At 61.2% G+C, this 12378-nt stretch carries 15 protein-coding genes; 11 read left to right on the forward strand and 4 right to left on the reverse strand.

What is annotated here, in order from left to right; translation table 11 throughout:
* Positions 1-4 precede the first annotated feature (4 nt).
* The 6 genes from BW978_RS15125 (at position 5) to lipA (ending at position 5265) form a co-directional block, all read left to right on the forward strand.
* Positions 5-1348 carry a pyruvate dehydrogenase complex dihydrolipoamide acetyltransferase gene (locus BW978_RS15125; RefSeq protein WP_076396378.1) on the forward strand — a complete coding sequence of 448 codons (1344 nt, stop codon included), beginning with the start codon at positions 5-7 and terminating at the stop codon, positions 1346-1348.
* Between the two features lie 16 nt (positions 1349-1364).
* Positions 1365-2003, forward strand: coding sequence for an SGNH/GDSL hydrolase family protein (locus BW978_RS15130; protein ID WP_076396380.1), 639 nt, complete (start codon positions 1365-1367; stop codon positions 2001-2003).
* Between the two features lie 110 nt (positions 2004-2113).
* Complete coding sequence (locus BW978_RS15135; protein WP_076396382.1) at positions 2114-2380, forward strand: HP1242/YdcH family protein; 267 nt, start codon at positions 2114-2116, stop codon at positions 2378-2380.
* Between the two features lie 75 nt (positions 2381-2455).
* Positions 2456-3901 carry a dihydrolipoyl dehydrogenase gene (gene lpdA / locus BW978_RS15140; RefSeq protein WP_076396384.1) on the forward strand — a complete coding sequence of 482 codons (1446 nt, stop codon included), beginning with the start codon at positions 2456-2458 and terminating at the stop codon, positions 3899-3901.
* Positions 3902-3977: 76 nt separating this feature from the next.
* Positions 3978-4232, forward strand: coding sequence for a GlsB/YeaQ/YmgE family stress response membrane protein (locus tag BW978_RS15145; protein ID WP_054148070.1), 255 nt, complete (start codon positions 3978-3980; stop codon positions 4230-4232).
* A 40-nt stretch (positions 4233-4272) separates the two neighbouring features.
* Positions 4273-5265, forward strand: a complete 993-nt coding sequence (gene lipA / locus BW978_RS15150; protein ID WP_076396581.1) for a lipoyl synthase — start codon at positions 4273-4275, stop codon at positions 5263-5265.
* Positions 5266-5400: 135 nt separating this feature from the next.
* Here lipA and BW978_RS23795 read toward each other — a convergent pair whose 3' ends face one another.
* Positions 5401-5562 (reverse strand): type II toxin-antitoxin system RelE/ParE family toxin, encoded by a 162-nt coding sequence (locus BW978_RS23795; RefSeq protein ID WP_244551965.1) that lies wholly within the window; start codon positions 5560-5562, stop codon positions 5401-5403.
* Complete coding sequence (locus BW978_RS15160) at positions 5559-5804, reverse strand: type II toxin-antitoxin system ParD family antitoxin (protein ID WP_076396386.1); 246 nt, start codon at positions 5802-5804, stop codon at positions 5559-5561. Before BW978_RS15160 ends, BW978_RS23795 begins: the two co-directional genes overlap by 4 nt.
* An 85-nt stretch (positions 5805-5889) precedes the next feature.
* On the opposite strand from BW978_RS15160, the gene BW978_RS15165 reads away from it, so the two are divergent.
* A complete protein-coding gene (locus BW978_RS15165) occupies positions 5890-6459 on the forward strand; it encodes a P-loop NTPase family protein (RefSeq protein WP_076396388.1) in 570 nt (189 codons plus the stop codon).
* A gap of 9 nt (positions 6460-6468) precedes the next feature.
* The gene (locus BW978_RS15170) at positions 6469-6921 is read left to right on the forward strand and encodes a type II toxin-antitoxin system RatA family toxin (RefSeq protein WP_076396389.1); all 453 of its coding nucleotides are present in this window, start codon (positions 6469-6471) and stop codon (positions 6919-6921) included.
* On the opposite strand, the gene BW978_RS15175 is transcribed toward BW978_RS15170, so the two are convergent.
* Positions 6906-7412 (reverse strand): CinA family protein, encoded by a 507-nt coding sequence (locus BW978_RS15175; RefSeq protein ID WP_076396391.1) that lies wholly within the window; start codon positions 7410-7412, stop codon positions 6906-6908. The two genes, BW978_RS15170 and BW978_RS15175, sit on opposite strands and share 16 nt — an antisense overlap.
* Entirely contained in the window at positions 7412-8620 is a 1209-nt protein-coding gene (locus BW978_RS15180) for a bifunctional 2-C-methyl-D-erythritol 4-phosphate cytidylyltransferase/2-C-methyl-D-erythritol 2,4-cyclodiphosphate synthase (RefSeq protein WP_076396393.1), read from the reverse strand. Before BW978_RS15180 ends, BW978_RS15175 begins: the two co-directional genes overlap by 1 nt.
* A gap of 173 nt (positions 8621-8793) precedes the next feature.
* On the opposite strand from BW978_RS15180, the gene dusB reads away from it, so the two are divergent.
* The 3 genes from dusB to ntrC are packed head-to-tail and all read left to right on the forward strand — an operon-like array spanning position 8794 to position 12376.
* Positions 8794-9795 (forward strand): tRNA dihydrouridine synthase DusB, encoded by a 1002-nt coding sequence (gene dusB / locus BW978_RS15185; protein WP_076396395.1) that lies wholly within the window; start codon positions 8794-8796, stop codon positions 9793-9795.
* Positions 9792-10925 carry a two-component system sensor histidine kinase NtrB gene (locus tag BW978_RS15190; RefSeq protein ID WP_076396397.1) on the forward strand — a complete coding sequence of 378 codons (1134 nt, stop codon included), beginning with the start codon at positions 9792-9794 and terminating at the stop codon, positions 10923-10925. Before dusB ends, BW978_RS15190 begins: the two co-directional genes overlap by 4 nt.
* Positions 10925-12376, forward strand: a complete 1452-nt coding sequence (gene ntrC / locus BW978_RS15195; protein ID WP_076396399.1) for a nitrogen regulation protein NR(I) — start codon at positions 10925-10927, stop codon at positions 12374-12376. The genes BW978_RS15190 and ntrC overlap by 1 nt, the downstream gene beginning before the upstream one ends.
* Positions 12377-12378: the final 2 nt, after the last annotated feature.

Genomic DNA, 12378 nt, shown 5'->3' on the forward strand with positions numbered 1-12378 from the left:
GGTCATGCCGATCAATATCACCATGCCGGCCCTGTCTCCGACGATGGAAGAGGGCAATCTGGCCAAGTGGCTGGTCAAGGAAGGCGACAAGGTCAAGTCTGGCGACGTGATCGCCGAGATCGAGACCGACAAGGCGACCATGGAAGTGGAAGCCGTTGATGAAGGCATCGTCGCGAAGATCGTTGTTCCCGCCGGCACAGAGGCCGTGAAGGTCAATGCGCTGATCGCGATCCTTGCCGAGGAAGGCGAAGACGTTGCGGCCGCCGCTGCTGGTGACGGTTCGTCCGCACCGAAGGCTGAGGCGGCTCCTGCCCCTAAGGCTGAAGCAGCACCTGCGCCTGCCGCGACTGCAGCGGCGGTGCCGGCTCCCGCAGCCGCGTCGGCTGCTCCGGCAGCATCGAGCGGGGAGCGGGTCTTCGCCTCGCCGCTCGCCCGTCGCCTCGCCAAGGAAGCCGGTCTCGACTTGAAGGCTGTCGCGGGCTCCGGTCCGAAGGGCCGCGTCGTCAAGAGCGACGTCGAAAAGGCTGTGAGCACCGGTGGTGCAAAGGCTGCCTCGGCTCCGGCCGCAGCAGCGTCGACTGCCGCAGAGGCCCCGGTTTTGGCCAAGGGCGCCTCGGAAGAAGCTGTCCTCAAGAACTTCGCCGAAGGCTCTTACGAGCTCGTGCCGCATGACGGCATGCGCAAGACGATCGCTAAGCGCCTGCAGGAATCGAAGCAGACCATTCCGCACTTCTACGTCTCCGTGGATTGCGAACTGGATGCCCTGATGGCGCTGCGTGCACAGCTGAACGCCGCTGCCCCCGAAAAGGACGGCAAGCCGGCCTACAAGCTCTCGGTCAACGACATGGTGATCAAGGCCCTGGCTCTCGCACTGCGCGACGTGCCGGATGCCAACGTCTCCTGGACCGACACCAACATGGTCAAGCACAAGCATGCCGATGTTGGCGTGGCGGTCTCGATCCCCGGCGGCCTGATCACGCCGATCATCCGCAAGGCCGAGGAAAAGAGCCTGTCCACCATCTCCAACGAGATGAAGGATCTGGGCAAGCGCGCCAAGGACCGCAAGCTGAAGCCTGAGGAATATCAGGGCGGGACGACCGCCGTGTCCAATATGGGCATGATGGGCGTGAAAAGCTTCTCGGCCGTGGTCAACCCGCCGCATGCAACGATCCTCGCGGTCGGCGCCGGTGAAGAGCGGGTTGTCGTGAAGAACGGCGAGATGAAGGTGGCGACTGTCATGACCGTGACGCTCTCGACCGACCATCGTTGCGTCGATGGTGCGCTCGGTGCCGAACTGCTCGGTGCTTTCAAGCGCTACATCGAAAATCCGATGGGTATGCTGGTCTGAACCGGGGGCGGTTAAGATGAAGACCGTTCTAGCCTATGGCGACAGCCTGACATGGGGATACGACCCGGTGAACCTGGGTCGGCATGCCCACGAGGACCGCTGGACGAGCGTCTTGCAAAAGGCGCTCGGTCATGGGGTCCGGGTGATCGCCGAAGGCCTGAACGGCCGCACCACGGCCTATGACGACCATCTGGGTGACTGCGAGCGCAACGGAACCAAGCTGTTGCCGACGCTTCTCGCAACGCACAAGCCGATCGATCTTGTGATCATCATGCTGGGGACGAATGACCTCAAGCGTGGCATCCAGGGAACGGCGATCGGCGCGACCAGCGGTGTGAAGCGTCTGGTTAAGCAGGTTCAGAAGCACGACTGGGGTTTCGAGTTCGACGAGCCCGAAATCCTGATCGTCGCGCCGCCGGCGATCCGAGAGACGGCCAATTCGGTGTTCGGCGCCATGTTCAACCACTCGGTAGACGAAGGCGCCATGCTCGCCAGCATGTACCGCGATGCGGCGGACGAGGCCGGATGCGCCTTCTTCGATGCAGGATCCGTCGCAGAAACCACGCCGCTCGACGGCATCCATCTCGACGCTGAAAACACCCGTGCCATCGGACGCGGCCTCGAGCCGATTGTCCGCATGATGCTCGGACTTTGAAAAATGCCGTGGCCTGCATCCTCTGGCGGGCCGCGTTGATCAAAATCAAGGAGGTCTTGTGCGCTGCGTCTAACCTGTACCCATCAACCCCGACAAGAGGAGATGGGATCATGTCGAACACACCGCACGAACTGGCAGTGGAATTCCCGGAACACGTCACGCTGATGCGTCATCTGAAAGAAACAGATGGGCATTTTGCGAGATTGTCTGAAGCCTATCATGAGGTGAACCGGGCCATCCACCGCGCCGAAACCGATATCGAGCCTGCAGACGACTTCCACATCGTGGAAATGCGCAAGAAGCGGATGCAGCTCAAGGATGAAATCTACGGGATGCTGGTTCATCACGAACCGGAAGCCGAGACACCCGCAGCCTGAGGGGTTCGCTTCCAGTCCCGAAACGGGCCTCCGTGAGAACGGAGGCTCGCAGGAAACCGAGGAGTGGAAGCACCTATGTCGAACGCTTACGACGTCATCATCATCGGCTCCGGCCCCGGCGGCTACGTCACCGCCATCCGTGCCGCCCAGCTCGGACTGAAAACCGCGATCGTTGAGCGCGAGCATCTGGGCGGCATCTGCCTGAACTGGGGCTGCATCCCGACCAAGGCGCTGCTGCGCTCAGCCGAGATCCTCGATCACGCCAACCATGCGAAGTCCTACGGCCTGACGCTGAATGGCACGATGACCGCCGACGTCAAGGAAGTCGTCGCCCGCTCGCGTGGTGTCTCGGCCCGTCTCAATGGCGGCATCGGCTTCCTGATGAAGAAGAACAAGATCGACGTCATCTGGGGCGAAGCCAAGCTTTCCAAGCCCGGCGAAATCGTCGTCGGCAAGATGACCAAGCCTGTCGTTGAGCCGCAGCACCCGGTTCCGAAGGGCGTGCTGGGTGAGGGCACCTACACCGCCAAGCACATCATCGTCGCGACTGGTGCGCGTCCGCGCGCACTTCCGGGCATCGAGCCGGATGGCAAGCTGATCTGGACCTATTTCGAGGCGATGAAGCCCGACTTCATGCCGAAGTCCATGGTCGTCATGGGCTCGGGCGCGATCGGCATCGAATTCGCCTCCTTCTACCGCTCGATGGGCGTCGATGTGACCGTCGTCGAACTGATGGCCAACATCATGCCGGTCGAGGATGTGGAAATCTCCACCTTCGCCCGCAAGCAGTTGGAAAAGCGCGGCCTGAAGATCATTACCGAAGCCAAGGTCTCCAAGGTCGAGAAAGGTGCAAACTCCATCACTGCCCATGTCGAGACCAAGGACGGCAAGGTCCAGACGATCACCGCTGACCGCCTGATCTCCGCCGTCGGCGTCCAGGGCAATATCGAGAACCTCGGTCTCGAAACGCTCGGCGTAAAAACCGATCGCGGCTGCATCGTCATCGACGGCTATGGCAAGACCAACGTGCCGGGCCTTTATGCGATTGGTGACGTCGCGGGTCCGCCGATGCTCGCCCACAAGGCCGAGCACGAAGGCGTGATCTGCATCGAAAAGATCGCTGGGCTGCCGAACGTTCACCCGATGGACAAGGCCAAGATCCCGGGCTGCACCTATTGCAACCCGCAGGTTGCCTCGGTTGGTTTGACGGAAGCCAAAGCCAAGGCTGAGGGCCGCGAGATCCGTGTCGGCCGCTACAATTTCAACGCCAACGGCAAGGCCATCGCACTCGGCGAAGACCAGGGCATGATCAAGACGATCTTCGACAAGAAGACCGGCGAGCTTATCGGCGCCCATATGGTCGGGGCTGAGGTGACCGAGCTTATCCAGGGCTTTGTCGTCGCGATGAACCTCGAGACGACAGAGGAAGAGCTGATGCACACGATCTTCCCGCATCCGACACTGTCGGAAATGATGAAGGAAAGCGTGCTCGACGCCTATGGGCGGGTGCTGAACGCCTGAAGTCAGGTTGTGAAAAGGAACCTCGCCGCCTATATGGGCGGCAGGTTCTAAATTGACGATCCAAAGGGAGTTCGACGTGGCAGGGTTTGAAGTCGGCATTATCGCGACGATCTTCTTCGGCGGCCTCGCTGGCTGGCTTGCCGGCAAGCTGATGGACATGCGCTTCGGCGTCTTCATGAACATCGTGATCGGCATTGTCGGCGCGGCAATCGCAGCGGCGATCTTCCGTCGCCTCGGCATCTTTGTCGAAGGTGATTGGCTCGGATACCTTATCACCAGTTTCGTTGGCGCCAGCCTCCTTCTCTTCATTGCCCGGCTTGTCCGGCGGTAATCTCGATTAGCCGCACCAGCGGCGGGATAGGGTTTTGACCATGGTCACCATTCTCGACAGGACCAATCTTTCGAACGCGGCACCCCTGGCGCCAGCAGACGAAAAGCGTGTGCGCCATCCGGAAAAGGCCCACAAGCCCGACACCGAGGTATTGCGCAAGCCAGAATGGATCCGCGTCAAGGCGCCGACATCCAAGGGCTATCACGAGACCCGCGAGCTCGTGCGCTCCCACAAGTTGGTGACGGTCTGCGAAGAGGCCGGCTGCCCGAATATCGGCGAGTGCTGGGACAAAAAGCACGCGACCTTCATGATCATGGGCGAGATCTGTACCCGCGCCTGCGCCTTCTGCAATGTCGCGACCGGCAAGCCCAACCCGCTCGATCTCGACGAGCCCGCCAATGTGGCCAAAGCCGTCCGCCAGATGGGTCTGCAGCATGTTGTTATCACCTCCGTCGACCGTGACGACTTGGCTGATGGCGGCGCCGAACATTTCGAGAAGGTGATCTGGGCGATCCGCGAAGCATCGCCCGAGACGACGATCGAGATCCTCACCCCTGACTTCCTCAAGAAGCCTGGTGCCCTTGAGCGAGTCGTCGCGGCCAAGCCCGACGTCTTCAACCACAACATGGAAACCGTGCCGGGCAACTATCTGACGGTCCGTCCCGGCGCCCGCTATTTCCATTCCGTGCGCCTGCTTCAGCGGGTGAAGGAACTCGACCCGACCATGTTCACCAAGTCCGGAATCATGGTCGGCCTCGGCGAAGAGCGCAACGAAGTGCTGCAGTTGATGGACGACCTGCGTTCTGCCGACGTCGACTTCCTGACCATCGGCCAGTACCTCCAGCCGACCCGCAAGCACCACAAGGTCGAACGCTTCGTCACGCCAGAAGAGTTCAAGTCCTACGAGGACATCGCCTACACCAAGGGCTTCCTGATGGTGTCCTCGAGCCCGCTGACCCGCTCCTCGCACCATGCCGGCGATGACTTTGCCCGGCTGAAGGCGGCGCGGGAGAAGATGGTCGCTAAGGCCTGACCGGTTAATCGAGATTGTCTTGCCAATCCTCGCGTGCGTTCGGGACGGCTATAGAGAGGACGTCGCCGCTAGGCTTCACGCTGTAGACTACCAGATGCGATCCTGTGGGGTGAACGCGCACAGGCGGCGTGACTTCTAAGCGTTCCCGCGCCATGCGAGGTTCTCGGCAATCAGACTGAAGACGTGCTCGAGATGGATATGGTAGGCCTCGGCCTGCGCCTCGCCAAAAGTCTCCACATCGCGCCGATAGATCTTGCGGACATCCTCCGCTGCTTGACGCGTGAGCCGATAGCTCAAGCAGTTCTGCCCCGTCGGTGCTTCAGGGAGCGAAGAATATCCTGCATGCTCTCATCGCACTCGCCGCTTGCGATCCCCTCGTCAACGATTGCCTGGATGCGGGCAACCTCTCTCTGGCGCTCTTGGTCCTGGCTGATCAGGTCCTGGATATACGCTTCCTCGTTCGCGAACTGACCGCCTTGGGTCTGATCGTCGACGAACTGCTTCATCTTGTCGGTCAGCCTAATGCTGAGCTTGGCCATGCATCTATCTCCACTGGCCGGATGTTGCTCGCGTCCCACTAAAAAGTCAAAGCTTGGAACACTTAACAAGAGCGAGACGAATCGAGTGCGCAACCTTCCGATAGCTGAAGAAGCCGCCAACCATCTGCGCCAGGCCCGCCGGATCTGCGTGATTGGATCCTCCGGCAGCGGAAAAAGCACTCTGTCGCAGAAGCTCGCTAGCGCTCTCGATCTCCATTACGTCTCCCTGGACAGGGATGTGCGCTGGCTGCCCGGTTGGCAGGAGCGTGGCAGGGAGGAGCAGCGTGAGCGATTGGGCGTCTTTGTCGCCGGCAACGCGTGGGTCATCGACGGCAGTGGTTCGTCATCATTCGATATCAGGCTGCCGCGCACCGATCTTATCGTGTGGCTACGACTTCCGAGATGGAAATGTCTGCTGGGCGTTGCAAAGAGGGTCTATCGTTTCAGGGGTACGGTACGGCCGGATATGGCGGAAGGCTGTCCCGAACCCTTGCCCGATCGCGATTTCCTCTCTTACATCTGGAACTTCGAGCGTCGCTATGCCCCGTGGATCATCCAGGAAATCGAGCGTCACGGACCGAACGTGCCGGTCGTGACCCTGAAATCCCATGGCGAAATGGCGCACCTGCTTGATCTTGCCGGGCTTCCTCATTAAGTCGCTGGCATGCCACAGTTTGAAACCCGCCGCCTCGTCAAGCACTCGCCCGAACGTATGTACGCCCTCGTCGCCGACGTCGAGCGCTATCCGGAATTCTTGCCGCTCTGCGAAGCGCTGACCATTCGCTCGCGCCGCGAGCGTGACGGCAAGGAACTGCTGCTCGCTGACATGACGGTGGGCTACAAGGCGATCCGCGAGACCTTCACGACGCAGGTTCTGCTGACGGCTGCCGAACGCGCCATCGATGTCAAATACATCGAAGGTCCGTTCCGGTATCTCGACAATCGCTGGCGCTTCGAAGACGCAGGCGATGGCACCTGCTCGGTTCATTTCTACATCGACTACGAGTTCAAGAACCGCATCCTCGGGGCGCTGATGGGCTCGATGTTCGACCGCGCCTTCCGCATGTTTTCGGAGGCCTTCGAGGAGCGTGCGGACAAGATCTATGCTGGCGTTTGAGCCGCAAGAGCCAGCATCTCGAGTGCTGTTCTGACAGTGGCGAGCCGCACTTTATCGCGGCCGATATCTCTGTAGCGCATTTCCCGGTGGTCGATTTCCCCGCTGCGGCTCCGAAGCGCGAGATGCACCAGCCCGACAGGCTTTTCAGCCGATCCGCCACCCGGTCCAGCAATGCCTGTCACAGCGACCGCCACATGCGCGTCCGAACGGATCAGCGCGCCTTGCGCCATCTGCAATGCGGTCTCCTTCGAGACCGCTCCGAAAGCTGTAAGCGTTGCGCTCGAAACGCCAATAAGATCCATCTTTGCCTGGTTCGTATAGGTGACGAAACCGCGATCGACGACCGCTGAAGAGCCGGCAATCTCTGTCAGAGCCCCAGCGATCAGGCCACCGGTGCAGGATTCGGCCGTCGCAATCATCCAGCCAAGATCCCGATAGGCCGCGATGATCGTTGCGGCCTGCTGCTGGATATCTCCCGGATAGAGCCCCATCAGTCTGCTCCCCGGAACACGACGGTTGCCGTGGCGATGGCGGCGATGCCTTCACCACGACCGACAAAGCCGATCTTCTCATTGGTCGTCGCCTTCACCGAGCAGCGATCGAGCGAAATATCGAGGATCTCGGCGAGCTTCTCGCGCATGGCCTGACGATGCGGCCCGATCTTAGGCTCTTCGGCAATTAGCGAAATATCCGCATTCATGATCGTGCCGCCGGCACCGCGTACAACCCGCGCTGCGTGTTCGAGAAAGATACGCGACGGCGCGCCCTTCCACTGCATGTCCGACGGCGGAAAATGATCGCCGATATCACCGGCCCCGCAGGTGGCGAGCAATGCGTCTGTCAGGGCATGCAGCGCGACATCGGCATCGGAATGGCCTTTCAGCTTCTGATCATGCGGAATGAAGATGCCGCAGAGCGTGACGCCGTCGCCGGGCTCGAGCTGGTGCACGTCATAGCCGTTTCCAGTGCGAACGTCGGGGAGGGCGCTAGCCTTCAGTTTCTCGTCGGCCATGGCGATATCTCTCTTTACGGTCAGTTTGACATTGTCGATTGATCCCTCGACCAACTGGACGGGGATGCCAGCCCATTCCGCGATCGAGGCGTCGTCCGTGAAGTCTATGTCTTGCTCGGTCGCGGCGCGCTCGTGGGCGGCGAGAATGGTTTCGTAGTGAAAGCTCTGCGGTGTCTGCGCAGCGTACAGATCCTTGCGCGGCACCGTACCAGTGACGAGGCCTGCGGAGTCGCCGCGCTTGATTGTGTCCGACACGGGGATGGCGGGCAACACGGCCGGTTTTCCCGCATCGAGTTCGACGGCGATCCGGTCGAGAAGAGCCTCGTCGACAAAGGGACGCACGCCGTCCTGGATCATCACGTGTCGAATGCCGCGATCGTGCAAGGCCTGCAACCCGTTGAGCACTGAAGCCTGGCGGGTGGCGCCGCCCTCGACCACGATCAAAGAATCCCGGGGGGGCAGATCGACAATGGCGGCTTGCAGCAGCCCATGATCTTCCGGGTGAATGACGAGGACGATGGGGCCACTTTTGGGCCAGTCAAGAAAGCGTTTCAGCGTGTGCCAGATGACGGGCTTGCCGCCAATGCGTCTGTATTGCTTCGGCCCTTCGACGGAGGCTCCGGCGCGTTCGCCGCGGCCGGCGGCAACCACGACAACACCGATTGTATCGCTCAGCTCTTGCTCCATCGTCCCGCCTGGTCCATGACACATTTCCTTCGCAACCGTGCTCTATCGGCTCGGTATCGGCTTTTCCAGCATTTGCACGAATTTTTGTCGAACGGTGAGCTTTGCCTCTTGGCAAGCCGGAGAACGCTGGCTAAAAATAGTGCAAATTCGCCCTTTGCCTGAAAGATAATCATTTGATTTCCGTCGCGTTGGACACGCCCTTCAGCATTGGCCCGGTTCCTGTTCGGAACCGTGTTGTGCTTGCGCCGATGTCGGGCGTCACGGATCTGCCGTTCCGCCAACTCGCCTTCCGTTTCGGCGCCGGCCTTGTGGTCACCGAAATGGTGGCAAGCCGCGAGCTGGTCTTCAATGCAGCCGAAAGCTGGTCACGGCTGAAGGGGGCGGGGCTCACCCCGCATATGGTGCAGCTTGCAGGGCGCGAAGCAAAATGGCTGGCCGAAGCCGCAGTTATCGCTGAGGCCAACGGCGCCGATGTCATTGATATCAACATGGGCTGCCCGGCCAAAAAGGTCATCGGCGGTTATGCCGGTTCGGCCCTGATGCGCGAACCTGATCACGCCCTGTCTCTGATCGAGGCGACCGTCAAGGCGGTAAAGATCCCGGTGACAGTTAAGATGCGCCTCGGTTGGGACGAAACCTCGATCAATGCGCCCGACATCGCTGCCCGCGCCGAAGCCGCCGGTGTTCAGCTGATTACCGTGCATGGCCGCACCCGAATGCAGTTCTACGAAGGCAAGGCGAATTGGGACGCGATCGCCGCCGTCCGTGACGCCATTCGGATTCCGCTGATCGCCAATGGCGACGTCGAGACTGTCGAGGATGCCCATGAGATCCTGCGCCGCTCCGGCGCCGACGCCGTCATGATCGGTCGCGGCTGCCAGGGCCGCCCATGGCATGCCGGCGTTCTCGCAGGTCATGCGGGCCCCGCTGCATCTGAGATATCGGATGTCGTCGTGGACCACTATCGGGCGATGCTGGATCACTATGGTGCCGAAGTTGGCGTGCGCCACGCTCGCAAGCACCTCGGCTGGTATCTCGATCGCCACGCGCTGGATCTCGCGCCGGAGGCGAAGGCATCCATCTTGACATCGAAAGATCAGGGCTTCGTTGTCGGGGCCTTGCAGCAAGCGCTCTCGGAAAACGATGGCGCGCGCGCCAGACAGGAGGCCGCATGACGGCGAATGATAAGAGCGGTGGCCTTGCAATGGCCGTGCTCAACGCCATCCAGAACCCGGTGGTGATGGTGGATGCCAACGGGCACATCGCTTTCGCCAATTGGGAGGCCGAAGCCTTTTTTGGCGCAAGCGCCACCCATTTGGCCCGCTATCGCATTTCGACCTTCATCCCCTTCGGCAGCCCGCTTCTGTCGCTGATCGAACAGGTGCGCGAACGCCGCGCGCCGGTCAACGAATACCGCGTGGACCTGAGCTCGCCGCGCCTCGGCCAGGAAAAGCTGGTCGATCTCTATGTGGCACCGGTTCTGAGCCAGCCCGGCAATGTCGTGGTCGTTTTCCAGGAACGGTCGATGGCGGACAAGATCGACCGGCAGCTGACCCATCGCGCAGCGGCCCGATCCGTCACCGGCCTTGCCTCCATGCTGGCGCATGAGATCAAGAACCCGCTCTCCGGCATCCGCGGTGCCGCGCAATTGCTGGAGACAGCCGTCACCGATGAAGATCGGGCGCTGACCCGCCTGATCTGCGACGAGACGGATCGTATTGTCTCGCTGGTCGATCGCATGGAGGTCTTTTCCGACGAGCGGCCGGTCGATCGTCAGTCGATCAACATCCACTCTGTCCTCGATCAGGTGAAGGCTGTGGCGAAAGCAGGCTTTGCCCGCAACATCAGGATCTCCGAGAATTACGACCCGTCGCTGCCGCCGGTCTATGCCAACCGGGATCAGCTGGTGCAGGTCTTTCTGAACCTGGTGAAGAACGCATCCGAGGCCATCGGCGAGCGCTCCGACGGCGAAATCCAGCTGACCACGGCCTATCGGCCCGGCATTCGCCTCTCGGTCGCTGGCTCGCGCGAAAAGATCTCCCTGCCGCTCGAATTCTGCGTCCATGACAATGGTCCCGGCGTGCCGTCCGACCTTCTGCCCCACCTCTTCGATCCTTTCATCACGACGAAGACGAACGGCTCGGGGCTCGGTCTGGCGCTCGTCGCCAAGATCATCGGCGCCCACGGTGGCATCGTCGAGTGTGACAGCCAGGCGAGCCGCACCACATTCCGGGTCTTGATGCCCATGTCTAAAGAGACGGCGCTCGAAGATGCGCCCCTGCCAAAATCCACGGGAACGAACTGATGACAGCGACGATCCTTGTTGCAGATGACGATGCTGCGATCCGCACGGTCCTGAACCAGGCGCTGAGCCGCGCGGGTTACGATGTCAGGATCACCTCCAACGCGGCGACCCTCTGGCGCTGGATTTCCGCGGGCGAGGGCGACCTCGTCGTCACCGATGTCATCATGCCCGACGAAAACGCCTTCGATCTTTTGCCGCGCATCAAAAAGGCGCGGCCGGATCTGCCGGTGCTGGTCATGAGCGCCCAGAACACCTTCATGACCGCCATCAAGGCGTCCGAGAAGGGTGCCTATGACTACCTGCCCAAGCCCTTCGACCTCACCGAACTGATCGCCATCATCGGTCGCGCGCTCTCGGAGCCGAAAAAGCGACCCGCCCGTCTCGACGACGACATGCAGGATGGCATGCCGCTCGTCGGCCGCTCTGCCGCCATGCAGGAAATCTACCGTGTGCTGGCGCGCCTGATGCAGACCGACCTGACGCTGATGATCACCGGCGAATCCGGCACCGGCAAGGAACTGGTCGCCAAGGCGCTGCACGACTACGGCAAGCGTCGGAACGGTCCTTTCGTCGCCATCAACATGGCGGCGATACCGCGGGACCTGATCGAATCGGAGCTCTTCGGCCACGAGAAGGGTGCCTTCACCGGCGCACAGAACCGTTCCACCGGCCGGTTCGAACAGGCCGAAGGCGGCACGCTCTTCCTCGATGAAATCGGCGATATGCCGATGGATGCCCAGACCCGTCTGCTCCGCGTGCTGCAGCAAGGCGAATACACGACCGTTGGCGGTCGCACCCCGATACGCACTGATGTCCGTATCGTCGCGGCGACCAACAAGGATCTGAAGCAGTCGATCAATCAGGGGCTTTTCCGCGAAGACCTCTATTACCGACTGAATGTCGTGCCGCTGCGCCTTCCGCCGCTTCGCGACCGCGCCGAAGATATCCCCGATCTTGTCCGACATTTCATTCAGCAGGGCGAAAAAGAAGGCCTTGATTCCAAGCGCTTCGACCATGAAGCGCTTGAGGTGATGAAGGCCTATGCCTGGCCCGGCAACGTGCGCGAGCTGGAGAACGTGGTACGCCGCCTGATGGCGCTCTACCCACAGGACGTGATTGCCCGTGAAATCGTCGAGCAGGAACTGCGCGCCGATGTCGCCGACAGCCCGATCTCCAAGGTCGGCATGCCCTCGGGCACGATGACGATTTCCCAGGCTGTCGAAGAAAACATGCGGACCTATTTCTCATCCTTCGGTGATGCGCTTCCGCCGTCAGGTCTCTACGACCGCGTTCTGACCGAGATGGAGTATCCGTTGATCCTCGCCGCCCTGACTGCCACCCGTGGCAACCAGATCAAGGCGGCCGACCTGCTCGGTCTGAACCGCAATACGCTGCGCAAGAAGATCCGCGAGCTCGGCGTGTCCGTTTACCGCAGTTCCCGCTCGGCTTGACA

Origin of the sequence: Rhizobium sp. RU33A (assembly GCF_900156055.1) — a bacterium.
GTDB lineage: Bacteria > Pseudomonadota > Alphaproteobacteria > Rhizobiales > Rhizobiaceae > Allorhizobium.